At 44.3% G+C, this 23,614-nt stretch carries 20 protein-coding genes; 19 read left to right on the top strand and 1 reads right to left on the bottom strand.

The window, feature by feature from the left end; all coding sequences use genetic code 11:
- The first annotated feature begins 70 nt into the window (after positions 1-70).
- The 6 genes from mqnC to AC58QM_RS02880 all read left to right on the top strand — a co-directional run bounded on the left by mqnC (position 71) and on the right by AC58QM_RS02880 (position 8,034).
- Positions 71-1,207 carry a cyclic dehypoxanthinyl futalosine synthase gene (mqnC, locus tag AC58QM_RS02855; protein ID WP_497281178.1) on the top strand — a complete coding sequence of 379 codons (1,137 nt, stop codon included), beginning with the start codon at positions 71-73 and terminating at the stop codon, positions 1,205-1,207.
- A gap of 470 nt (positions 1,208-1,677) precedes the next feature.
- Positions 1,678-2,625, top strand: a complete 948-nt coding sequence (locus tag AC58QM_RS02860) for a putative sporulation protein YtxC (RefSeq protein ID WP_497281180.1) — start codon at positions 1,678-1,680, stop codon at positions 2,623-2,625.
- Between the two features lie 347 nt (positions 2,626-2,972).
- Positions 2,973-4,907, top strand: coding sequence for a threonine--tRNA ligase (thrS, locus tag AC58QM_RS02865; protein ID WP_497281182.1), 1,935 nt, complete (start codon positions 2,973-2,975; stop codon positions 4,905-4,907).
- A gap of 179 nt (positions 4,908-5,086) precedes the next feature.
- The gene (locus tag AC58QM_RS02870) at positions 5,087-5,740 is read left to right on the top strand and encodes a 3D domain-containing protein (RefSeq protein WP_497281184.1); all 654 of its coding nucleotides are present in this window, start codon (positions 5,087-5,089) and stop codon (positions 5,738-5,740) included.
- A 314-nt stretch (positions 5,741-6,054) separates the two neighbouring features.
- On the top strand, positions 6,055-7,578 hold the full coding sequence (locus AC58QM_RS02875; protein WP_497281582.1) for a methyl-accepting chemotaxis protein: 1,524 nt from the start codon (positions 6,055-6,057) through the stop codon (positions 7,576-7,578).
- Positions 7,579-7,656: 78 nt separating this feature from the next.
- Positions 7,657-8,034 (top strand): hypothetical protein, encoded by a 378-nt coding sequence (locus AC58QM_RS02880; protein ID WP_497281186.1) that lies wholly within the window; start codon positions 7,657-7,659, stop codon positions 8,032-8,034.
- 47 nt (positions 8,035-8,081) lie between these two features.
- Here AC58QM_RS02880 and AC58QM_RS02885 read toward each other — a convergent pair whose 3' ends face one another.
- The gene (locus AC58QM_RS02885; protein ID WP_497281188.1) at positions 8,082-9,371 is read right to left on the bottom strand and encodes an ammonium transporter; all 1,290 of its coding nucleotides are present in this window, start codon (positions 9,369-9,371) and stop codon (positions 8,082-8,084) included.
- Between the two features lie 273 nt (positions 9,372-9,644).
- Between AC58QM_RS02885 and liaF the strand changes: the two genes are divergently transcribed.
- The 13 genes from liaF (at position 9,645) to AC58QM_RS02950 (ending at position 23,613) form a co-directional block, all read left to right on the top strand.
- Positions 9,645-10,763: a cell wall-active antibiotics response protein LiaF gene (gene liaF, locus AC58QM_RS02890; RefSeq protein WP_497281190.1), complete on the top strand. Its 1,119-nt coding sequence runs from the start codon at positions 9,645-9,647 to the stop codon at positions 10,761-10,763.
- Between the two features lie 9 nt (positions 10,764-10,772).
- Entirely contained in the window at positions 10,773-11,795 is a 1,023-nt protein-coding gene (locus tag AC58QM_RS02895) for a HAMP domain-containing sensor histidine kinase (RefSeq protein ID WP_497281192.1), read from the top strand.
- A 12-nt stretch (positions 11,796-11,807) separates the two neighbouring features.
- The gene (locus tag AC58QM_RS02900) at positions 11,808-12,458 is read left to right on the top strand and encodes a response regulator transcription factor (protein ID WP_497281193.1); all 651 of its coding nucleotides are present in this window, start codon (positions 11,808-11,810) and stop codon (positions 12,456-12,458) included.
- A 103-nt stretch (positions 12,459-12,561) separates the two neighbouring features.
- Positions 12,562-12,975, top strand: coding sequence for a YugN family protein (locus AC58QM_RS02905; RefSeq protein ID WP_497281195.1), 414 nt, complete (start codon positions 12,562-12,564; stop codon positions 12,973-12,975).
- Positions 12,976-13,114: 139 nt separating this feature from the next.
- Positions 13,115-14,704, top strand: a complete 1,590-nt coding sequence (locus AC58QM_RS02910; RefSeq protein ID WP_497281197.1) for a S1C family serine protease — start codon at positions 13,115-13,117, stop codon at positions 14,702-14,704.
- 120 nt (positions 14,705-14,824) lie between these two features.
- The gene (locus AC58QM_RS02915; RefSeq protein WP_497281199.1) at positions 14,825-15,514 is read left to right on the top strand and encodes a response regulator transcription factor; all 690 of its coding nucleotides are present in this window, start codon (positions 14,825-14,827) and stop codon (positions 15,512-15,514) included.
- A 1-nt stretch (position 15,515) separates the two neighbouring features.
- Positions 15,516-17,009, top strand: a complete 1,494-nt coding sequence (locus tag AC58QM_RS02920; RefSeq protein WP_497281201.1) for a sensor histidine kinase — start codon at positions 15,516-15,518, stop codon at positions 17,007-17,009.
- 45 nt (positions 17,010-17,054) lie between these two features.
- Complete coding sequence (locus AC58QM_RS02925) at positions 17,055-18,011, top strand: 4-hydroxy-3-methylbut-2-enyl diphosphate reductase (protein WP_497281584.1); 957 nt, start codon at positions 17,055-17,057, stop codon at positions 18,009-18,011.
- A gap of 36 nt (positions 18,012-18,047) precedes the next feature.
- The gene (locus AC58QM_RS02930; protein ID WP_497281203.1) at positions 18,048-18,587 is read left to right on the top strand and encodes a DUF2062 domain-containing protein; all 540 of its coding nucleotides are present in this window, start codon (positions 18,048-18,050) and stop codon (positions 18,585-18,587) included.
- Between the two features lie 155 nt (positions 18,588-18,742).
- Positions 18,743-19,786: a 3-deoxy-7-phosphoheptulonate synthase gene (aroF, locus tag AC58QM_RS02935; protein ID WP_310501936.1), complete on the top strand. Its 1,044-nt coding sequence runs from the start codon at positions 18,743-18,745 to the stop codon at positions 19,784-19,786.
- Between the two features lie 238 nt (positions 19,787-20,024).
- Positions 20,025-21,449, top strand: coding sequence for a type I glutamate--ammonia ligase (gene glnA, locus AC58QM_RS02940; protein WP_310501935.1), 1,425 nt, complete (start codon positions 20,025-20,027; stop codon positions 21,447-21,449).
- Between the two features lie 158 nt (positions 21,450-21,607).
- Positions 21,608-22,159 carry an NADPH-dependent FMN reductase gene (locus tag AC58QM_RS02945; protein WP_497281206.1) on the top strand — a complete coding sequence of 184 codons (552 nt, stop codon included), beginning with the start codon at positions 21,608-21,610 and terminating at the stop codon, positions 22,157-22,159.
- A gap of 125 nt (positions 22,160-22,284) precedes the next feature.
- Positions 22,285-23,613, top strand: a complete 1,329-nt coding sequence (locus AC58QM_RS02950) for a DUF1800 domain-containing protein (protein ID WP_497281208.1) — start codon at positions 22,285-22,287, stop codon at positions 23,611-23,613.
- The last annotated feature ends 1 nt before the right edge of the window (position 23,614 follow it).

Raw genomic sequence — 23,614 nt, forward strand, 5'->3', positions numbered from 1 at the left:
CTGCTTTTTTGGCTTGAATATGGTACGATTAATGGATACGAGCCTTCAGAAAGTAAAGGAGTGAGTTGCAATGAAACCGATCGATCGCATTTTAAATAAAGCACAAGCAGGCGGACGAATTGATGTAGAAGAATGCATTACGCTATTCGAATCCGATCAAATAGAGAAAATTGGCGACACCGCCAATCAGATTATGAAGAAGTGGCACCCAGATCCGATAACGACTTTCGTGATTGGGCGTAACATCAATTACACGAATATTTGTGATGTGTATTGTAGATTCTGTGCGTTCTACCGACCACCAGGTTCGAAGGAAGGTTATGTACTGCCGGATGAAACGATTTTCCAGAAGATCCAAGAGACTTTGGATGTTGACGGTACCGAAATTCTGATGCAAGGTGGCACGAATCCGAATCTGCCATTTAGCTATTACACGAACATTTTACGCGAAATTAAGAACCGTTTTGATATTACGATGCACTCCTTTTCACCCGCTGAAATTATGAAAATGAAAGATGTTTCCGGCGGTTTATCGTTAGAAGAAATCGTTCGTCAATTGCACGAAGCGGGCTTGGATTCCTTGCCAGGCGGCGGAGCAGAAATCCTTGATGACCGTACGCGTCGCAAGATCTCCAAGCTGAAAGGCTCTTGGCGCGATTGGATGGACGTTATGCAGACGGCGCACAAGCTTGGCATGCACACGACCGGGACGATGGTTATCGGCTTTGGCGAATCTATGGAAGAACGTGCGCTGCATATGCTCCGTATCCGCGATGCGCAAGACGATGTGTTGCTGCAGAAGCTGAACACACCAGGCTTCTTGGCATTCATTCCGTGGACGTTCCAACCGGACAACACGAATATGAAGGCGGAGAAAGTGACGCCTGAAGAATACTTGAAAACATTAGCGATTAGCCGCATTATGCTGGACAACGTGCCAAACTTCCAATCCTCGTGGGTCACCATGGGACCTGAGGTAGGCAAGCAGACGCTTAGCTACGGTTGTAACGACTTCGGCAGCACTATGATTGAAGAGAACGTTGTGTCCGCGGCGGGTACTACGCACAAAGTTAACGTGTCTTCAACACTGGACATCATCCGTCAAGCAGGCAAAATCCCTGCGCAGCGGAACACCAAGTATCAAATTCTACGCGTGTTTGATGATGAGAATGTGAAGATTGATCGTGATTTTGTAATGCAGAACTAAACATATATGAACGGCAGCGCTTATCTACGATTAATCCACTGGTGGGATTTGAATAGATAAGCGTTTTTGTCGTCAGTTACTCAAAAATCACCCGTGTATTTCAACTTTCTGCACCTCTTTAAGGGAAAATTAATCTTAGCTTCAGGTAACCAATGGTCAATAGGAGTAGAATGAAGGCACACCACAATATGAGATTGAAGATCGGAGTGATTTTTGTGAAGTTGCTTAAAAATTTTATGCAAGGATTCCTTTTTGCTTTCATCTCTATCGGTGCTCTCCCATTCTTACTGGTTAAGACTCTGCTAGAGCAGTTGTAACATGCCATCCTTTCTTATGAGAGGAGCAGCCTTGTGCTGCTCCTTTTTTGCATTTATAACCCTTCCGCAAATGGCAAATTGTTGGTTGTATATCTCCATCCTCTCGACCATATACTCTTAAGAGGAGGATGCATAGACGGAAGGAGTGAGCACATGGAACTGTTTGCAATTACCCTTATTCATGTTGAGGAATTCTATGTACGTTCGCTGAGTGCACAGTTGAATCAAGCACTGCAGCATTTACATATCGCCCAAAATGGTTTAAAGGCTACTTATACTTGGTGTGAAACACGTGCTTTTATTTATGTGGAGGCAGAAGCTGGAAGTGTGATCCACGATCCTGTTATCCATGAAGCTCAAGTGAGATCTTGTCTGGCTGAAGTGCTGGCGAGCCACATCGTAGCGGACAAGGAATCGGGCATATTGCGTAATCTAATCACAAAGGATTTTAAATATGAAAAGCAGTCGGATATCGAAGCTATTGAAGGCTACTGTAAGCAGTCCTTGAAGCAAGAAAGCGATTTGGAAGGATTACCACTGGTGAACAGCAGCCCAAGCCGGCTTCGTCGCATTCAAATGCTGAAGGAGCAGATCGTCATTTTGCTTGAGGAGAATCCACAGTTCAGCCTGGATGGGTTTCTGAAATTTCGCATTCAGGAATACAAGGAAGAGTTGCGGGAAATTGCTGAATATGCGATTGATGAATTTATGATGGATCGCCAATATCAGGAATTTATTTCGCTCCTGCAATATTTCGTGTATATTCAAGAGGCCAAAATTCCTGCAGCACATCTAATTCATAAAGGCGGCCACGAGTTTGTTATTTTAAATGACCGTATGGAGCCGATTGATGCGAACGAATTTGATGCAAGCTTCCGAATGGAAATGCTGGAGAAGGATATTAATTTCGAGGATATGATCGTGAGTACACTGATTACGGTCTCGCCTGCGAACATTTATATTCATACACGGGATCCTGAATTGACGATTATTAAAACAATCCGACAGATCTTTGAGGACCGTACATCGGTGTGCAGTTATTGCCGAACTTGCGACCTTTATCTTGGAGATGCCAAAAAGCAGGATCAACTATCCCCTTGACCTTGCCCTTCTCGCCATTTATAATAGTGATCGAAGGCGTTAGTATCAAAGACATGAACTTTCTGTATGAACTGCTCAGAGAGAGGAGACCAGGCTGCAATCTCCTTCAGCAAATCGGATTGTTTACCCCTTTGTAGCCGTATTGTGGAATTCGACCTGACTTGCAGGTGCGATACTATACAGTACCGGAATCATTCCCGTTAACGAATGCTGATGAGGATTCGGCTTATCTTTAGGTAGGAGCGAATCGAACTAGGGTGGAACCACGAGCTGAGCGCACTCGTCCCTTTATGGGATGTAGTGTGCTTTTTTGCGTTCAATTTACTAACACAATAGGAGGCAAGGACATGGTTGTACAAGTAAAATTACCAGATGGCGCAGTGAGAGAGTATGCAGTAGGGACGACCATTGAACAAGTAGCGGAATCCATTTCATCCGGTCTGAAAAAAAATGCAGTGGGTGGTAAAGTTAACGGGAAAGCCGTTGATTTATCCTTCGCTTTGGACAATGATGCTGACGTTGAAATCCTAACGCTCGATAGCGAAGCAGGTCTAGAAATGTACCGTCATAGCACGGCGCATTTGATGGCACAAGCAATCAAGCGCATTTATGGCAATAAAGCAGTCAAATTAGGGATCGGCCCTGTCATTGAAGACGGCTTCTACTACGATATTGATTTGGAAACTCCGCTTAACCCTGAAGATTTGATCAAAATCGAGAAGGAAATGGAGCGAATCTCCAATGAAAATTTGGCAATTACGCGCCGTGTAGTATCACGTGAAGAAGCGATCCGTATTTTCACAGAGCTGGAAGATCCGTTCAAGCTAGAATTGATCCGTGATCTACCGGAAGATTCCGTTCTTACAATTTATGATCAAGGTGAATTCTTTGACCTCTGCCGCGGACCACATTTGCCGTCAACAGGACGCATTAAAGCGTTCAAATTGTTGAGTGTAGCTGGTGCTTACTGGCGCGGAGATGCCAAAAACAAAATGCTGCAACGTATTTACGGAACTGCTTTCCCTAAGAAAGCACAATTGGATGAGCACTTGCACTTGCTTGAAGAGGCAAAGAAGCGGGATCACCGTAAACTAGGCCGCGAGCTCAAAATGTTCGCATTCTCGCGTGAAGTAGGTCAAGGCTTACCGCTTTGGTTGCCAAATGGTGCGAAGCTAAGACGTACAATGGAGCGTTATATCGTTGATTTGGAAGAGCGTCTAGGCTACCAACACGTGTATACACCTGTACTTGCGAACGTTGAATTGTACAAAACTTCTGGGCACTGGGAGCACTACAGCGAAGATATGTTCCCGAAAATGATCATGGACAATGAAGAACTGGTTCTTCGTCCGATGAACTGTCCGCATCATATGATGGTTTATAAGAGTGATATGCGCAGCTACCGTGACCTTCCGGTTCGGATTGCTGAGCTGGGCACAATGCACCGTTATGAGATGTCAGGCGCACTGACTGGTTTGCACCGTGTTCGTGCAATGACGTTGAATGATGCTCATATCTTCTGCCGTTTGGATCAAATCAAAGAAGAATTCTCCCGCGTTGTTACTTTAATTCGTCAAGTGTATGCGGATTTCGGAATCACGGACTACCGTTTCCGTCTTTCTTATCGTGATCCGAAGGATACGGAGAAGTACTTCCAAGATGATGAAATGTGGGAAACTTCCCAACGCATGCTTCGTGAGGTTGTTGAAGAGCTTGGTTTGCCGTTCTTTGAAGCCGAAGGTGAAGCAGCGTTCTATGGTCCTAAATTAGATGTTCAAATCAAGACAGCGTTGAAAAAAGAAGAGACGCTTTCGACAGCACAAATCGATTTCTTGCTGCCAGAACGCTTCCAGCTTGAATACACAGGGGAAGATGGTCAGAAACACCGTCCAGTCGTCATCCACAGAGGAATCATCTCCACAATGGAGCGTATGACTGCTTTCTTGCTAGAGAATTTCGCTGGTGCTCTGCCAACGTGGTTGATGCCAACACAAGCAAAAGTTATTCCGGTATCTCCAGCATTTGAAGAGTTCTCCAATCAAGTAACAGACAGATTGAGAGCCGCGGGCATTCGAGTTGAAGCAGACAATCGCAATGAGAAGCTAGGGTACAAGATCAGAGAAGCACAGCTGGAGAAAATTCCTTTCATGCTCGTTGTTGGTGAGAATGAAGTGAAGAATGACAGCTTGTCCATTCGTAAACGCGGTCAAGGGGATTTAGGTACGCAGCCAATTGATCAAGTCATTAGCATGATTAACGATGAGATTAATCAAAAACTATAATCAATCATGAGTAGGAAGCCGAGATGTGAAAACACATCTCGGCTTTTTTGTGTTCAAAATAGGGAAAGTTGGTGAATAAGTAGTTAAAAGAAGGACATGTTAAACATGGAATCTAGATGTGGAGGTTTATTGATGATAGGAAATGGACAGCCTACTTTAGTAGGGGGAGGCTTAAAACAATGAGAATAACCGATGCGCAGGTACAATCCAAATGGATTTTGGCATGGATGGTGCTTACCGTTTTGGTCGTGATTTTCGGAGAAGAGAAGGTTAGTCATTCAGGTACAGACAGGGCGGCAATCACCGATACCCATATACAAGTTCAGCAAGGTAAACAGCCAGGGCTCGTTGAACCTGTGGCATTGCCTGTAGCTCAAGAGCATCAGCAGCAAGTGAGTTACCGTTTTGTACCCAACCTTGATTCAGATTTGTCGAAATACACAGCAGTTGAAGTGACTGCCACAGGGTACTTTGCAGGCAAAGAATCGACGGGGAAAACCCCAGATCATCCTACCTATGGAATTACATATTCAGGTATTAAAGTCAAACGTGATGATAAAGCTTTGTCAACGATTGCTGCAGACACGAAGGTGTTTCCATTAGGGACGGTTTTGTTTATCCCTGGCTATGGTTATGGGGTTGTTGCGGATACAGGAAGTGCGATTAAGGGGAAGAAAATCGATCTGTATTTTGACACGAAGGACCAGGTTTATAAAGAATGGGGTAAGAAAACCGTTAAAGTTTTTGTGGTGAAAAAAGGGAATGGCAAAGTGACAGAGGTCATTTGGAAGCAGCTAAAAGATGAAATTTTGGCACCTGCTAAAGCACTGTAATCGTCAAATTGGTAAAAAATAAATTCATAAAAAATCCTGTTTGGGAAAAGATACTCATACAGGAGGTGATTGACATGGCAAAGAACAAGAACAACAAGAAAGCAGCGCAAGACGCTGAATTTGCTACTGAAGTAGCGGTACCTAACAAGCAGCAACAAAACAACACACAAAACCAAAATAAATAAAAAATAGCTGATAACAAAGACGGAGATCCGAGAGGGTCTCCGTTTTTCTCATTTCTTTTCCCGCCCTCCTACGATATAATGTAACAAAAACTAACATTTTGTTCCTTTTGGGAGGAGTTCCGGTTGCGCATGTGGACGGATTCAAGGCAGAAAGCTTGGTTCTACGGTTTTATCGTTATTGGTATTGGTTTGAATGCATTCGCTATTTTTTCAGCTTCAAAGTGGGTTACCGTGGTGAGTGTCGCTATTTTCCTGCTTATGGGTGTAAGCGCATTACTAGGTTCTAGAGCGTCAGGCAAAGCTCGAGAGCAGGGGACGCTTGATCACGAAGAGCAATTTCGTACCTTTATCCAAGAATCGCAAGTTGTTGCGGATCGTTTAGCTGCGGCAGTTGAAGAAGTGAATCGCTCCATTGGTCATTTGCTTCAAATTGCGGATGCTTCTATCCAAGGCGAAGAGGAATTGAAGGGGCGCAGCCAGCATGCCGCAGGACAGCTCCAAGAGGCCTTTGCTGCGATTCAGCAGGTGTCTGCCGCTGCCGATCAGATCTTGGATTCGTCGTTACATATGCATCGTGAAAGTGAACAAACCAAAGATACAGTAGTTGATGTGTGTCGCTCCCTAAATGCGACAGATGAAGTAATGAATGATTTGCACGTGAACAATGATACGATGCAGAAGAAAATTCAGGATTTAACAGCACATACCTCCAAGATTGAAGAAATCAATACATTCATTACCGAAGTCGTTGCTCAAACATCTTTGCTCGCCTTAAATGCATCTATCGAAGCGGCTAGAGCTGGTGAACATGGAAGAGGCTTTTCGGTCGTAGCCCAGGAGATTAAGAAGCTAGCTGCGCAAAGCTATGAAGCCGTTCAGAAGTCTTCTGAGCTTCTCGCTGACATTGAGAGCGGCGTATCGCAGGTTGTCGCAGCGGTTGCTGAGGAGAAAGCCTCAGTTACGCACGGGATTGATGAGATGAAGGTGATGAAGGGCAAGATTGATACGATCTTCTCGTTGATCCTTAACGTCAATAGCTTAGTGGCAAGCACCACGAGTTCAACGAAGCACCAATCTTCTCTGGTTTCGGGGACAAGGTCATCACTAGGGGAAGTTGTGGACTTGATGGAAGATACAATGTCGAGTGTTGAGCATACCTTGGATCAGATGAAAAAGCAGCGTCATGAGGTATCGAGATTGCAGCATATTAATCAGAATTTAGATCGCTCTTCTGCAGAGCTCATCCAAGCAATCCAAGCAGTTGGCCTGAAGAGTAAAGCGGGAACCGTTCATGTGAATATTGAAGAAATGAAGCAATTGTTGAACGCGCTTGTTCGCGTACCTGACATCAGATCATTGCTGGAAGATAAGCATACTTCCCATTTGCATGGCATTTTGAAGAAAACTGCAGGAGTTGAAGCGATTTGGTCTAATCGTGGTGATGGCACCTTTATTTACTCTGAACCAGAGGCAGGCCTAGTGAATGCCAAAGGCAGAGAGTGGTGGAAGCGCGCGATGGCTGGTGAACTCTTCATTTCGGACGAGTACGTGTCAGCTATTACGAAAAAACCATGTATTACGTTATCAAAAGCTGTCATAGATGACATGGGAAATCCAATTGGTGTCGTTGGAATCGACTTAGTGTTAAATTAATAGTTCTCAAACCGCTCTTTTTAGTGTAAAATAAGATTACTGTTATAAATCTTGACACGGAGAGATAGGTGACGGATTATGCTACAAGCATTACGATCGGATGGAAAGCCCTTAAGAACACCAAGGAAAGCTGCGGAGGTACTTCCCTTCTTGGAAGCTTTTATTACGCGGAAAGAACAACAGGCTCGTGAAATTGAGCAGGTTGTTGAGCGTTATGAAGTTAAGAGAATGAAGGAAGAACGGGCTTATCAAACCATGTCATCGTTTCGGCGCATGCTCTCCGGTAAGAAGCCTGATCATCATCTTGCTGTTGAGTATATCCATTATGTAAAGAAACCGATGGAGCAAGTAAGAAAGCTTCGTGCCGAAATCGAGCAAGCGAGACAAATCATGAATAATTCGAAGCCAGGGGAAGATATCACTTTCCCAGACGAATTCGAAAATATATTTTCATAAAAGGAAGAGGACACTGCGAGTGCAGTGTCCTTTTCTATGTAGTCCTATTATTGGTTATTCTTCAGGTTCTGCAGATCCAAGAATCCTTCTTCTTGGCTATACGCAGGAACACCGTGTGACCCAACGTCTAGACCAACTAGTTCCTCATCGCGAGTTACACGTAAAGGAACAATGAGCTTAATGAGCTTCAAGAATGCCCAAGTGATGAAGAAGCCCCATGCACAGACTGTAAGTAGACCTAGCGCTTGAACACCTAGAAGATCAAAGCCGCCGCCATAGAATAATCCAGCCGTTCCTTCGCGGATCGCGTCTGGTTTTGCGCATAAGCCAACTGCGAGTGTACCGATGCAACCACTGATTCCGTGTACGGGAAAGGCTCCGACCGGATCATCAATCTGTCTAGCTTCCAGAAATTCTGTTGCGTAGACCATGGCAATACCGCATATCGCACCAATGCAGATGGCAGCAGCGTCACTTACAAAGGCGCAGCCTGCAGTGATCCCGACGAGGCCGGCAAGCGCACCGTTGATAACCATCGGTGGATCAGCTTTGCGATAGCGCATCATGGTGAAGAGGATACAGGCCGCACAGCCAGCCGCAGCGGATAGCATCGTGGTGACCGCGATGTGCCCAATGGAAGCGTTGGTAGCGCTTAATGTACTACCCGAGTTAAACCCAAACCAACCGAACCACAGGATAAACGCGCCTACAGAGGCAAGTGGCAGGTTAGATGGAGGGACGATGTTAGCTTTTCCATCTGCCGAGAATTTGCCGATCCTTGGACCGATAATCATCGCCGCAGCTAAAGCAGAGAAACCACCAAGGCCATGAATGACAGCCGATCCGGCGAAATCAACCATGCCGAGCTTGCCAAGCCAACCATTGATGCCCCATACCCAGTGGCCAGCGACAGGATAGATGATTCCCGTCATGGCAATCGTATAAAGGATATAAGCACGGAAATTGATGCGTTCTGCTACTGCGCCAGATACAATCGAAATTACAGCGATAACAAAGGCGCATTGGAATAGCCAGTAGGTGTCATGTGAGATCGTTAACGCGATATGTGATAGATCTCCTCCCATGAAGAAGCCCGTTGTACCAATGATTCCTCCGACATCCTTGCCGTACATAAGAGCAAATCCAAAAAAGTAAAAAATAAGAGCACCAAATGAGATATCTACGAACACTTTCATGATGATACTTACAGCATTCTTTTGTCTGACAAACCCTGCTTCTAGTAAGGCGAAGCCGCCTTCCATTAATAAAATCATAGCAGCAGTTAATACAACCCAAATCGTGTCTAAACCAGAAGTTAGTTGTTGGATTTGATCCATTCCCTGTAATCTCTCCTTATAATACTAGCATTCTCAGCACCAATTATACGGTTCTGATGATAAGCATGTCAACGGAATACGTAAGAATACATAACATGGAAGGCGAATTGTTCGTCTTATACGACAGTCATGTGAGGTTTGGGAATCACGGCCTCTAAAAAATCAGTCTCGAGACGGAGGGAGCCGTCAATCTAACGTCTCTTTTCATATTTCCTTGGATCTTATAAACTAGAGTTATCTTAACAACGCTTTACACAAATGGAGGAAGAACGTATGAATCCGCATATGCTTCAAAGAGTGATCTGGGGGCTAGTTCTCGTGTCCGCGGGGACACTCTTTTTACTAAATCAATTGGGAATCGTTCAAGTAGACATCGGATATTTGTTTTCCACGTATTGGCCAGCCATTCTTATTTGCTACGGTCTTATTGGTTTTGTCTCACAGCGCAAATACCATTGGGGTGGATCCATCGGCAGCTTACTGATGTGCGGGGTTGGTACCATTTTTCTACTGAAAAATTTAAATCTAACCGATCTATCCATTGGAGAGATGTTTAAGTTTCTAGCTCCGGTTGCATTAATATTCTTTGGATTACATGTGATTTTTAGACCTGGCAAGAAAGAGTCACCTGATTGGCCTTCTATTAAGAAAGCCAAAGAGGAAGAAAGACAAGCGCGAAGAGAAGCGCATCGCATGCGTCATGCACATCATAAGAAGAATTGGGAGTCCGCTAATTGGAATATGTCCAACGATTTATCGAGTAATCCGAAAGAGCAGAGGGACCATTCCACAACAAGTAACGTGAAATATGGACTAACAGAAGAAGAAAAAGAAGTTCTGAAGGAAATTCACGGTACCTACCCGTTGGATGACCAGCGTGATGAGTGGCAGATTTCGGACGAAATTGACGCCAAGGAAAAAGCAGGTCGTGCTAGTCAGCCGAAGACAAACAGCTTTGATAACGATCACCAACATAAATATGATGGTTTTGTTCGTAATTTTGATTCAGGCAATGTGCTTCACCGTCATGGTTTTATAGGCGATGTTCATCTTGGTCAAGAAGCATGGGAATTAAAGCCTGTTCAAATCTCACATTTTATCGGTGACTCGGTTATTGATTTAACGCGTGCCTCGATACCTCGTGGAGAAACTACGATTCATGTTACTGCTTTTATTGGCGATGTGAAGATTTTCATTCCTAATGACATGGATGTAGAGGTACGCGTCTTGGCGAGCTCCTTTATCGGTGATATGAAGGTGCTTGATCGTCGAGAGAGTGGATTCCTGCGCAACATTAGAACGCAAACCTCCCATTATGAAGAGGCTGAACACAAGATCGTTGTTACGACAAGCATGTTTATCGGTGATATCACAATTAAGAAGATAGGTTAAGGATGGAGCATGTATAAATTGCGAATGTTCAATATGAAGTGGCAACTGCTGAATTACTTTCTCATCTCGAGCGTATTAACGGTTTCAGGTATTTATATCGTACTTGAGTATTACGAGAAGGAACTGAGTTCTTGGGACTTCCGATTGTGGTTCGCTATCGCGATACTTGTCGTGAGCTTGACCGTAGGTTTCATTGCAACTAGAAGATGGCAGCGTAAGGTAGATGAACTTCATGTCGCGATGTTGGAACTATCAAAAGGGAATTTTTCGGTCCGCATCGATATGGAGCCGGTGGAGCCCTTCTTATACTTGTATGATGCTTTTAACAGCATGGCGACTTCAATTGAAAAACGTGTGCAGCTGTTGCAAAAGTTAGGGGAAGCCGAAGCAATTCGGGATCAAGAGTTAACAGAAAATGCTGTGATGGAGGAGAGGCGCCGACTTGCGCGTGATCTCCATGATACGGTCAGCCAAGAACTGTTTGCTATTCACATGTCAGCTTCTTCTCTTCCGAAAATATTGGAAAGAAACCCATCGGCTGCACCAGCTCTGATGAATCAGCTCATCGAGATGTCCCATCACGCTCAGAAGCAGATGCGAGGTCTCATTTCACAACTTAGACCGATCGAATTAAAAGATATGAGCTTACAAGAAGCCCTGGAGAAATGGTTTCCGGAATATTGCCGGACACATGAACTTCAGGGTCAACTTGATGTTTCACTGCCTGAACTCATCTCAGAGGCGATTGAGCATCAGTTTTTTCTCATTATTCAAGAAGGACTTGCGAATGTCATTAAACATGCTTCGGCCAAACAGGTTCGACTCGCGATCTATGAGCGGGAGCACCAATATGTGCTGCAATTGCAGGATGATGGTCAAGGATTTGAAAGAAGTGATATTCCTTCTGCTTCCCACGGCTTGTCAACCATGAGAGAACGCGCACAAAAGTTAGGCGGCGAAGTAGAAATTGATAGCAAATTAGGGTCTGGAACGCGTGTGCGTGTGCGTATTCCGCGATTTTCTGGGCAATAGGGGGAAATAAGAATGAATCCGAACATTAAAGTGATGATTGTTGATGATCATGACATGGTACGTGTAGGTTTACGCACTTACATATCGCTTGAGCCTGGATTAGAAGTTGTAGGTGAAGCATCGAACGGTCAAGCGGCTTTTGATCAGTTGAATGAAGGTAACGATGCGTTACTGCCAGATGTTGTTCTGATGGATTTAACGATGCCGGTATTAGATGGGATTGGCGCGACGAAGTTGATTTGTGAGAAGTTTCCGCAGATGAAAGTGATCATGTTAACTTCCTTTCTAGAGGAAGCCAAGGTGTTGGAGGCTGTTGAATCTGGCGCCATTAGTTACATGTTGAAGACGGTTTCTTCTGATCAATTGATTCATGCGATTCAGAGCGCGTACCGCGGGATGCCGATTATGAATGCGGAAGTGTCTCAAGCGCTAACGAGAGGGATTAGACAACGCAATGAATTGCCTGAGCAAGAGGGCCTAACTGCGCGGGAACGAGAAGTGCTCCTCCTAATTGCCGAAGGGAAAAGCAACAAGGATATTTCTGAAGAACTTTTTATTAGTATCAAAACGGTGAAAACACACGTCAGCAATCTGTTGATGAAGTGTGAGCTTGAAGATCGTACGCAATTGGCCATATTTGCTCATCGTAAAGGATGGGTTTAGTACAATCGAACAAATAGAGGGATTATTGCACATAAAAACGTCAATTTGGCACATTCTATGCGTAAGTAAAATAATATGAGCGCTTAAGGAGTGTCCAATAGCTATGAAACCACTATCTTCCTCTTTGGAACAGGTTCAAGAAACATTTGACAAGGTGCGTGCCCAGCTTGAACAGTTTGATTTTAACTTGGGCGGCGGTTGGGATTACGACCATGGCTACTTTGATCGTTCTTTAGATGAAGCGCATAAAGTATGGCTGCGAATTCCGGTTCAGGTGATCACGGGTAGAATTGACGGCGATGTCGAAGCGACCGATGCGCTTGTTGAAGTAGGTACCCCTTTTGTGCTAAAGCATGTCTATAATGAAGGACTAGATCCGGAGGCTGAAATCGAAACAGCAGGCGCGCTAATCGATCAGTTCCAAGCACCCGTGGATTCGGATGCGGGGATCGAGGATAAATGGGTAAAAGAAGCCGCAAACGTACTCCAAAAAGTTGAACAAGCCTGGATTCACTAAAATATGTCCTATTTTTACCTCCATTTTATTGTTTTTTAATATTCGTTTAAGGTTGTGAGTGCATGATAGACACATAGAGAACAACATGATCCTTCAAGAGAGCATGCACTTATCATTTTAATCAATGGAGGTAAGACCCATGGACGAGAATAAAAAAGACTATAGCGACTTTTTCAAGCCGCAGAATAATGATAACAACGAAGATACGAAGCGTGAGCATACGCAAGGGAATGACGGACAAGAGGCTAACAAAGAAAGACCTTCCTACTATTATTCTTATGGGCCATACAAATCTGCTTTTAATGAAGAAAGTGAAGGGCAAGCCTTAACGACGTCTTCCTCCAACTCGGAAGGAACTTCGAATGTTGAAGTAACACCTCCTAAGACACTTCGTCCTTTCAGCTTCGGACCAGAGAATTCACCGCAGGGGCCTGCAGCTTGGGATCCGAATGCGAAGAAGCGTTCCTCGGTCAAGAGCATATTTGCTGCCTTCATGGCAGGGGCGATCGTTGTCGGTGGTTTGATGTTTACTGCGGATAAGACGAACATGTTCTCAGGTAACCAGCCGCTTGCTTCCAGTGCGAGTTCCGCGACAGCCGTAGCAAGTGGTTCGAACAATGGCGATGTGAAAAAAGCAGCATTAGATGTAGTGCGCCCTGGTAACATTGCGGAGATTGCTCAAAACGCAGGACCTGCCATTGTAAAAGTGGAATCACTTGTAAAGCCGAAGACTTCCAGCCGAAGCAATGGTGGTAATTCCCTTTTTGATGATCCGTTCTTCCGTCAATTCTTTGGTGATAATGGCGGCGGGCAGACGACTCCGAAGAGTAGTCAAAATGACGCAGGAAGCGGACAACTGCAACCAGCGGGTATGGGAACTGGCTTTATTTTTGAGAAAACAGGTTATATCCTAACAAATGAGCATGTGGTTGACGGTGCAGATGAAATTCAAGTGACGGTAGAAGGCTACGACAAACCTTTCAAAGCAAAATTGTTAGGTAACAGCTATGACTTGGACTTAGCCGTGCTTAAAATTGAAGGCGACAAAGATTTCCCTATCCTTCCTCTTGGCAAAGCAGACGACGTTAACGTAGGGGACTGGGTTGTTGCGATTGGTAATCCGTACGGATTCGACCATACGGTAACCGTTGGTGTGCTTAGTGCGAAGGAACGTCCAATCAGTATTCCTGATGAGAAGGGTACTCGCGAATATAAACATCTCTTGCAAACGGATGCTTCCATTAACCCTGGTAACTCAGGCGGACCATTGCTTAATTTGAACGGTGAAGTTATTGGAATCAATACAGCAGTAAGCTCTCAAGCACAAGGTATTGGCTTCGCGATTCCGACAAGTACGATTTCCTCAGTCCTTGAGAATTTGAAAAACAATGTTACGATTCCGAAAGAACCAGTTCCTTACTTAGGGGTTGGCCTTCAAGATATCGGCAAAGACTGGGTTAGTGAATTGAAACTGTCGAATACAGATGGTGCTTTGGTTGGCAGTGTGCAACGTAAGACGCCAGCTTTCCAAGCGGGTCTGCGTCAATATGATGTGATCGTAGATTTAAATAGTACGAAGATCAAAAATTCACAAGACTTGATTACGAAGGTTCAAACGATGAAGGTTGGCGATAAAGTCACATTAGGTATTATTCGTGATGGCAAACGTATGGAAGTCCCAGTTACCATTGGTGATAAAAACGCACTTGCTGAGACGCCAGCTGAGTAAACTGCACGTATACAGAACTAAATGAAAGGAGTAGAGTCCGCGGCCTCAAGCTTGCAGGCTCTGCTTCTTTTTGCTAAGCGGTAATTTTGCTACAATAGGATGTAGAATGGGGGCGGAGCAATGAGAGAAAATATTATGGTTATTGATGATGATGAGAAAATCACATCCATGCTCAGACGAGGACTTGCCTTTGAAGGCTACTTGGTCACGACGGCAGCGAATGGGTTAGAAGGTCTTAAGCAAATGTTGGTGACAGAGCCACAGCTTATTATTCTTGATGTCATGATGCCGCATATTGATGGCTGGGAAGTCGTTCGTCGTATTCGTGAAAGCGGCAGCGAGGTGCCAATTCTCATGTTGACTGCGAAGGACGATATTAGTGATCGCGTAAAAGGATTAGATTTAGGTGCTGACGATTATTTGGTCAAGCCATTTGCATTGGAAGAACTCCTTGCCAGAGTCCGTGTATTACTTCGTCGAAGAGCAGAAAGGCCTGAACAAATGAACAACCGGCTCAGCTTTGAAGATGCTGTGTTGGATTTAGATACACGTGAGGTTTTCCGTGGAGATAAGTTGATTGAGTTAACGACGAAAGAGTTCGATTTATTGCATTTGTTTATGCAGAATCCCAAACGAGTGCTCTCACGAGATATTATTATGGAAAAAATCTGGGGCTATGATTACAGTGGAGAGTCCAATGTTCTGGAGGTTTACATAGCGCTACTTCGTCAGAAGACAGAAGAGTTTGGTCATAAACGTTTGATCCAAACGGTTCGAGGAGCAGGCTATGTATTGAGAGGGGAAAATTAAAATGTCGCTTCGTTTGCGGCTAACGCTCTGGTATTCAGGCATTTTGGCCATCACGATGCTGCTTTTCGGTATTGTTCTTTATTTCTTCTTGAACTACTTTCTATATGATCAAATTCGACAAGATGTAAAGAGGGAAGCCGTTAACAGTTCCTCTCGTATACAGAAAAGCATTGCTCTTTCTCAAAAAGGTCTAGTTGTTGATCTAGAGTTAGAAAGCCGAGATTTCTACTCAACGAATACTTTTTTACAATTATATAATATCGCCTTAAAGAGCTATAACCGATCGGCAAACTTGCAATATTATGATCAAACACTGCCAATAAACCAGACGACGATTGATAAATTGCAACGGCAGGTAAATAAGCAGCAAGATGAAGTTGGCTTTTTCGAGAAAACCAAGATCCTCAATCAGGATTTTCTAATTTATTACTTAGGGATAACATCAGATAACCAGGGGAATCTCATAGGGGTTCTGCAATCAGCTGTGCCTATTGGCAGCTACGAGCGAACGGCTGTTACGCTGCGTTACACCCTCATCATCTGGGCTATATTAACCATCATCGTTGCAGCTTCGTTAGGTTGGTTTTTGGCACGTAAGGCACTCAAACCAATTGAGCGTGTCATTGATGCGGCGAACCAAATCGAGAGTGGAGACGATCTAGAGAAGCGCATACACTACGATGGACCTCTTGATGAAATAGGGCGGTTAACAAATACGATTAATGGCATGCTGTCGCGTATCCAAATTACGTATGTGGAATTAGATGAAGCGTACCGCGCACAGCGTAGATTCGTATCGGATGCTTCTCACGAGCTTAGAACACCATTAACGACAATTCGCGGCAATGTGGATTTGCTGGAGAAAATGTGGAAGCAAACGTCAGGGACGAAAGCGTTGGCGACGCCGGAGCAAGTTCAGATGTCCTTAGAGGCGATGCACGATATTGCCGGCGAAGCGCAGCGAATGAGCAGATTAGTCAACGACTTGCTCGCACTTGCGAGGGCAGATGCTGGTGTTCTCATGGAGAAACAACCGATTGAATTCAAGCCTTTAGTGCATGAGGTGGTGCGGAGGGCGCAGTTGCTCGAGCATACGGCCGAATGGCAGGTTGGCAATCTAGATGCGCTTGAGGATGCGATTGTGCAAGGGAACCGTGATTATTTGCAGCAATTGCTGTTTATCTTTATTGAAAATGCCTTTAAATACACGCCTGCGGGGACTGTGTCTATTGAAGCGATTCGGAGGAACACCTTTATTGGCATACGTATATCCGATACCGGCATAGGGATGGATAAAGAAGATATTCCACATATTTTCGATCGTTTCTATCGGGCTGACTTGTCTAGAGGCGTAACAACAGGGACTGGATTAGGTCTTTCCATTGCCAAATGGATCATTGATGAACACGATGGTTCTGTTGAAGTGACTACAAGGAAGGATGAAGGAAGTACATTTTTAATATGGATCCCGGCAAACTTCCCTCATGCCATATAATCAGATATAATTAGAAGAAATACGATGGCTAGGCAGGTGGAAGAAATGGAAGTTGTTCGAATATCCCCCAGAGGCTACTGTTATGGGGTTGTTGATGCAATGGCGCTCGCTATGCAAACTGCTAAAAATTTAAATCTTCCGAGACCTATATATATTTTAGGCATGATTGTTCATAATGCGCATGTCACGGATTTCTTCAAAGAAGAAGGCGTTATTACGCTGGATGGCGAGAATCGTCTAGAGATTTTGGAGAAAGTCGAAACGGGAACTGTTATATTCACTGCACACGGGGTTTCTCCTGAAGTTAGACGCATGGCGCGTGACAAAGGTTTAACCGTTGTTGACGCGACATGCCCGGATGTGACAAAGACACACGATTTGATTCGTGAGAAAGTCGCAGATGGTTATGACATTATTTATATTGGTAAAAAAGGACATCCTGAGCCGGAAGGTGCGATCGGCGTAGCTCCTGAACATGTTCATCTTATCGAGAAGCTTGAGGAAGCTGAGTTGCTCAAGCTGAATTCGAATCGCATTATTATTACGAACCAAACAACGATGAGTCAATGGGATATCAAGCATATTATGAATCGCTTATTAGATCTATTTCCAAAAGCCGAAATTCATAACGAAATTTGTTTGGCTACGCAGGTTCGTCAAGAAGCTGTCGCGGAGCAAGCCAAGGAAGTTGATCTTGTTATTGTTGTCGGAGATCCCAAAAGCAACAATTCGAACCGTTTGGCACAGGTTTCGCAAGAGATCGCTGGTGTCATGGCGTACCGAATTTCCGATGTCTCCGAATTGAACTTAGCTTGGTTAGCAAATGTTCGTAAAGTCGGCGTAACCTCTGGGGCTTCCACGCCAACACCGATAACCAAAGAGGTAATTACCTACTTGGAGAACTACGATGCGAAAGATGAAACCAGTTGGGAAATAAAACGTACTATCAATATGAAGAAGCTAATTCCCACTGTTAAATCCAAAGCAGCAAGTACCGTGTAGTTCCTGCTTATTCCACTCGACGGGATTGAAACTAGCATGCAAAGTACTCAGAAGGTGAAAATGATGAAAGCTCGCTACGATTGGAAAAGTACTAAACGTTGGTTTAAGTTCAAATATTTACTTCTTTTACGTGCCAAGGGTGGACCTTCCATGGTAGCAAGGGGATTTTCGATTGGTCTATTCGTTGAGATGTTCACATTACCGACAGCAGGATTTGCGTTTGTTCTTATTTTTCCTTTGGTTTATCTATTGAGAGCGAACTTGCCTGCAGCTTTAATTGGCTTTGTGTTCGGTAAAGTCATCTATATACCTTTTTCCATTCTTAATAAGCAGGTCGGGGAATATTTAGTGCCGAAGCATTTTAAGATCTATCTGATTCACCATCTACCGCATCTGCTCTCTAATATAATTCGCAGTGGTTTGGATTTAATTGTCGGTGGGATGGTCGTTGGTCTTTTTCTTGGTATTATTGCTTATTTCCCTGTCGTGCTCCTACTTAAATACCATACGAATCGCCGTAAAGAAAAGCGTAGAATCCGTAAGGATCAATTAGCTCCTGCGGAAACAAAAGAATAGTAAATAAATTTGCGCTTGACGAAATATCGTCAAGCGTTGTATATTTGCTTTAGTGGTTAAAAGCATAAAAGCGTAGAAGCGAACAAGCGTTGAAGTGTGTTAGTAAAATTTATTATAAATTATCCCATATCATAGGAATTAGGAGCGTGGATCACATGATCGCAATTACATCCAACAAAACGTCAGATGAGCGTATTCAGGAAATTGTCCAATTTATCGAGAAGCAAGGGGTTCAAGCTCATGTATCTAAAGGTGAGGATCGCACAGTAATTGGCATCATCGGTCAAGCGGATCCGAAGTTAGCCGAACAGCTTCGTCAGATGTCTGGTGTAGAGCAAGTAGTCAAAATTTCGAAATCATACAAGTTGGCTAGCCGCGATTTCCACCCAGCCGATACTGTTATTTCTATTAAAGGTGTTGAAATCGGTGGCGAACAACTAGTCGTAATGGGTGGACCTTGCGCAGTGGAAACACCAGAACAGATTGATGAGATTGCACGCTTAGTGAAAGCGGCTGGCGGACAGGTGCTTCGCGGCGGTGCTTTCAAACCAAGAACAGGTCCTTACAGCTTCCAAGGTGTCGGCGTTGAAGGTTTGATCATGATGGCTGAAGCAGGTAAGAAACATGGTCTACTTACCATTACAGAAGTAATGACGCCGGAGTACGTAGATGTCTGTGCGCAATACGCGGACATTCTACAAGTAGGAACACGTAATATGCAGAACTTTGATCTTCTTCGCAAATTAGGTACGATTCAAACACCTGTATTGCTGAAACGTGGATTTAGCTCTACTTATGATGAATTCTTGAACGCAGCTGAATACATTCTTGCTGGCGGTAATCCGAACGTTATGCTTTGTGAACGCGGAATCCGTACATTCGAGACTTACACACGTAACACGTTAGATTTATCGGCGATTCCTGTGCTTAAACAATTAAGTCACTTGCCGGTCATCTCCGATCCAAGTCATGGAACAGGACGCAGAGAGCTTGTAGTGCCAATGACGAAGGCATCTGTTGCAGCTGGTGCGGATGGATTAATTATTGAAATGCACACGGACCCTGATAATTCAATGACAGGCGACGGAGTACAGTCTTTGTTCCCAGATCAATTTGCGCACTTGCTGAATGATCTTGAGAAGCTGGCGCCATTGCTAGGTAAGAAGTTTGATACGAAGAAAGAGCCTATTTTGGCCTAATATACGGATTCACAAGAACGGATTTCCCAAGAAATAGGGGAATCCGTTTCCTGTTTTTGGATATATGAGAACTATGTGAAATTGTGTAAGCATAGCTTACACATCTTTAAAAAATACCTGACATAAGTATTGACTGTCTTAGAGGAATCGCTATATAATATGTGAAAGAAAACAAGCAAAAGTTGAACATTAATCATGCAAAGTACGTTGAATGTACGGAAATGGGAGGGTTTTTTAAATGTCAGTTCAAAACGTGTTGAACCTTATCAAGGAAAAAAATATTGAGTGGGTAGATTTTCGTTTCGTTGGTCTTTCCGGTAAAGCGCAACATATCTCTTTGCCTTCTACAGAAGTAGATGAAGAAACATTCGTAAATGGCGTAGCTTTTGACGGTTCATCCATCCCAGGATTCCGTGGTATTGAACAATCTGACATGGTAATGATGCCAGATACGGAAACTGCGTATGTAGATCCTTTCACAGCACACCCTACACTAGTAATTATGAGCAACATCCATACACCTGAAGGCGACCGTTATGACCGTGATCCACGTAGCATCGCTCAAAAGGCTGAAGAGTATTTGCAAACAACTGGTGTTGGTACAACTGCATACTTCGCACCAGAATCCGAATTCTTCATTTTTGATGATGTACGTTTCGAAAATGGCATGAACAAATCTTACTTCGAAGTTGACTCCGAAGAAGCTGGTTGGAACACAGGCCGTAAAGAAGAAGGCGGTAACCTTGCTTATAAAGTTCCAGTTAAAGGCGGTTACGTTCCAGTAGCTCCAATCGATTCTCAACAAGATATCCGTTCCGAAATGTGTAATAAGCTTGCTGACGCAGGTCTACGCATCGAACGTCATCACCACGAAGTGGCAACAGCTGGTCAAGCTGAAATCAACTTCCGTTTTGACACATTGACTAAAACAGCAGACAACCTGCTTAAATACAAGTACATCGTTGCTAACACAGCGAGAGAATACGGTAAAGTAGCTACTTTCATGCCGAAACCACTATTTGGTGACAACGGTAGCGGAATGCACGTTCATATGTCCATTTTCAACGAAGGTAACCCTTTGTTCTACGAAAAAGGCGCATATGCTAACCTTTCCGAAATGGCTATCAACTACATCGGTGGTATCCTGTATCACGCACCAGCGTTGATCGCGATCACGAACCCAAGTACAAACTCCTTCAAACGTCTAGTTCCTGGTTACGAAGCTCCGGTAAACCTTGTATTCTCCAAAGGTAACCGTTCTGCAGCAGTTCGTATTCCAATCGCAGCTGTGACACCAAAAGGTTGCCGTATTGAGTTCCGTACACCTGATAGCACAGCTAACCCATACCTTGCTTTCGCAGCAATGTTGATGGCTGGTCTTGACGGTATCAAAAAGAAAATCGATCCACGTGCTCTTGGATACGGTCCTTTCGATACTAACATCTATGAAATGTCAGATGCTGAGAAAGCTGAAATCCGCAGCGTTCCTGGTACATTAGACGAAGCTTTGGATGCTCTTGCAGCGGATTCCGACTTCTTGCTTGAAGGCGGCGTATTCACACAAGACTTCATCGATAACTACATCGACTTGAAACGCGGCGAAGCGAAACAAGTTGCAATCCGTATTCACCCGCACGAGTACAACCTTTACTTCGATTGCTAATCTTTAGCACTTATAGAGTATGATCATAGAAACTGCCCCTTCATAGGACGCTATGGAGGAGCAGTTTTCTTTTTATTAATTACTAAACATAAGTATATACAAAGTATAATTGTCAGGTATAATTAGCGAGAGATGTTTACAAAGGAAGGATGAAATTAATGAAAATTACGATTGTTGCGGGAAGTAATCATAGCGCTGCTACAAGTACACGACTTGCCGCATATATTCAGCAGTTGGCTATGCAGGAACAACATGATGTAGCACTCCTAGATCTATACCGAACACCTTTACCGTTCTATTCGCCTGAAGATGAAGGGGACACTCACCCAGCCTTGGAGGCATTTAAACATGCGATGCTGTCCGCCGATGCGATTGTACTAGCAACCCCAGAATATCACAGCGGTATGTCGGGAGTATTGAAAAATGCGCTCGATCATGTTGGACAAGATCATTTCAAGAATAAAGCTGTGCTATCTATTAGCTCCTCTGGTGGAGCAGTTGCTGTCAGCTCGCTGACACAGATGCAGACGACGGTCCGCAATCTACACGGAATAAACTGTCCGGAATGGATTTCCATTGGTGGGGATCAACGGAAGAGCTTCCGTGTAGATGCTAGTTACGAAGACATTCAACCCGATATCGATAAGAGAATACGTCGTGTAGTCGGATCTTTCCTTACGCTTGCTGAGCAACTTTCGGGACGAGCATAAATGTAACGCATAGGTATACATATCAAAAAAGGACCAAGTCACTAGACTTGGCCTTTTTGTATTTCTACACACTTTTGACACATTTATATGGTACAGTATGGTAAAAAATGAACGGTGGGGAGAATATGGGAGCCCAGTGGACAAACACAGAAGTTGTTCATTTGTTACGGCGTGCAGGTTTTGGTTCAACGAAAGAGGAGGTTGCGGCTTGCTTGTCGTTAGGCAGGGAAGAAACGGTTCGGCGTTTAGTCAGGGGTGAGAAATTGCTTGATAAAGCACCGGATCCCGTTCTTTTCGATCAATTTCATACGGATGGTAAGAAGACCTTAGACCCGTTGCAACTCGTGGATCAGCAGATATATTGGCTTTATCGCATGGTCAATTCCCCTACGCCGCTCATTGAGAAGATGACGCTGTTTTGGCATGGGCATTTCGCGACGGCGAATTACAAGGTGAGGGATGCTTCGCTTATGGCGAAGCAAAATGAACTTTTTCGAACACATGCCCTGGGGAACTTTAAAGAGCTGCTCACTGAAATCGGCAAGGACCCTGCCATGATGATTTGGCTGGATGTGAATCAGAACAAGAAGGGCAAGCCGAATGAAAATTATGCCCGTGAGGTGATGGAGCTATTCACGCTGGGTATCGGCCATTATACCGAGACGGATGTGAAGGAGTCGGCGCGGGCGTTCACTGGCTGGTCGTACAATAAGAACGAACATAAAGTGAACTATAATGCGAAGCAACACGATAACGATGCCAAAACATTGCTGGGAGAAAGCGGTAAGTTAGATGCAGATGATGTGATTGACATTTTATTTCATCAAAAAGCATTGCCATTGTTCTTAGCTGTTAAGTTGTTGCACTATTTTGCAACCGATACACCTTCGGATAGCTGGGTTCAGAGCCTAGCAGCATTAATCACGCAAAAGCAAACCGTGGGGGAAGTGCTGCAAGAACTATTCCTATCCGATGAATTCTACGCAGAGAATCATAGGATGGCGCTCATCAAAACACCGGCTGATTATGTAGCTGGTATTCTCAAATGCTGCAAGCTCTCTGTCGCCAAGGGGCATGCACAAGCGATGCGGAAGATGGGCCAGGAACTATTCGTACCTCCTGACGTTGCAGGCTGGAGAGGCGGCGCCACATGGCTCACAACGAATTGCTTATTGGCCAGATATCAGTTCGCGGAGGGTATTGCGAAGCAAATGAACGGACAACAGCTGAGCGCGCCAGAAATGAAACCTGATCAAGGAGAATCCTCATTGGCATGGGCGAAGATTTATGCAGAGCGCATGGGGATTACAGATTTATCGGAACAAACACAGCGAAGTTTAAGTGCTTATGCAGACGATACCATTGTACATAACGCGCAAGTGAAGCAAAAGCTGACAGGTTTGCGTGGTCTATTGCAGCTTGTATTGATCAGTCCAGAAGCTCAAATGAAATAGG

It is taken from the genome of Paenibacillus sp. J22P165 (assembly GCF_059692015.1).

Coding starts and splice junctions, on each gene's coding strand:
- mqnC (WP_497281178.1), top strand. CDS start 71: ATGAAACCGATCGATCGCATTTTAAATAAAGCACAAGCAGGCGGACGA.
- AC58QM_RS02860 (WP_497281180.1), top strand. CDS start 1,678: ATGGAACTGTTTGCAATTACCCTTATTCATGTTGAGGAATTCTATGTA.
- thrS (WP_497281182.1), top strand. CDS start 2,973: ATGGTTGTACAAGTAAAATTACCAGATGGCGCAGTGAGAGAGTATGCA.
- AC58QM_RS02870 (WP_497281184.1), top strand. CDS start 5,087: ATGAGAATAACCGATGCGCAGGTACAATCCAAATGGATTTTGGCATGG.
- AC58QM_RS02875 (WP_497281582.1), top strand. CDS start 6,055: ATGTGGACGGATTCAAGGCAGAAAGCTTGGTTCTACGGTTTTATCGTT.
- AC58QM_RS02880 (WP_497281186.1), top strand. CDS start 7,657: ATGCTACAAGCATTACGATCGGATGGAAAGCCCTTAAGAACACCAAGG.
- AC58QM_RS02885 (WP_497281188.1), bottom strand. CDS start 9,371: ATGGATCAAATCCAACAACTAACTTCTGGTTTAGACACGATTTGGGTT.
- liaF (WP_497281190.1), top strand. CDS start 9,645: ATGAATCCGCATATGCTTCAAAGAGTGATCTGGGGGCTAGTTCTCGTG.
- AC58QM_RS02895 (WP_497281192.1), top strand. CDS start 10,773: ATGTATAAATTGCGAATGTTCAATATGAAGTGGCAACTGCTGAATTAC.
- AC58QM_RS02900 (WP_497281193.1), top strand. CDS start 11,808: ATGAATCCGAACATTAAAGTGATGATTGTTGATGATCATGACATGGTA.
- AC58QM_RS02905 (WP_497281195.1), top strand. CDS start 12,562: ATGAAACCACTATCTTCCTCTTTGGAACAGGTTCAAGAAACATTTGAC.
- AC58QM_RS02910 (WP_497281197.1), top strand. CDS start 13,115: ATGGACGAGAATAAAAAAGACTATAGCGACTTTTTCAAGCCGCAGAAT.
- AC58QM_RS02915 (WP_497281199.1), top strand. CDS start 14,825: ATGAGAGAAAATATTATGGTTATTGATGATGATGAGAAAATCACATCC.
- AC58QM_RS02920 (WP_497281201.1), top strand. CDS start 15,516: ATGTCGCTTCGTTTGCGGCTAACGCTCTGGTATTCAGGCATTTTGGCC.
- AC58QM_RS02925 (WP_497281584.1), top strand. CDS start 17,055: ATGGAAGTTGTTCGAATATCCCCCAGAGGCTACTGTTATGGGGTTGTT.
- AC58QM_RS02930 (WP_497281203.1), top strand. CDS start 18,048: ATGCAAAGTACTCAGAAGGTGAAAATGATGAAAGCTCGCTACGATTGG.
- aroF (WP_310501936.1), top strand. CDS start 18,743: ATGATCGCAATTACATCCAACAAAACGTCAGATGAGCGTATTCAGGAA.
- glnA (WP_310501935.1), top strand. CDS start 20,025: ATGTCAGTTCAAAACGTGTTGAACCTTATCAAGGAAAAAAATATTGAG.
- AC58QM_RS02945 (WP_497281206.1), top strand. CDS start 21,608: ATGAAAATTACGATTGTTGCGGGAAGTAATCATAGCGCTGCTACAAGT.
- AC58QM_RS02950 (WP_497281208.1), top strand. CDS start 22,285: ATGGGAGCCCAGTGGACAAACACAGAAGTTGTTCATTTGTTACGGCGT.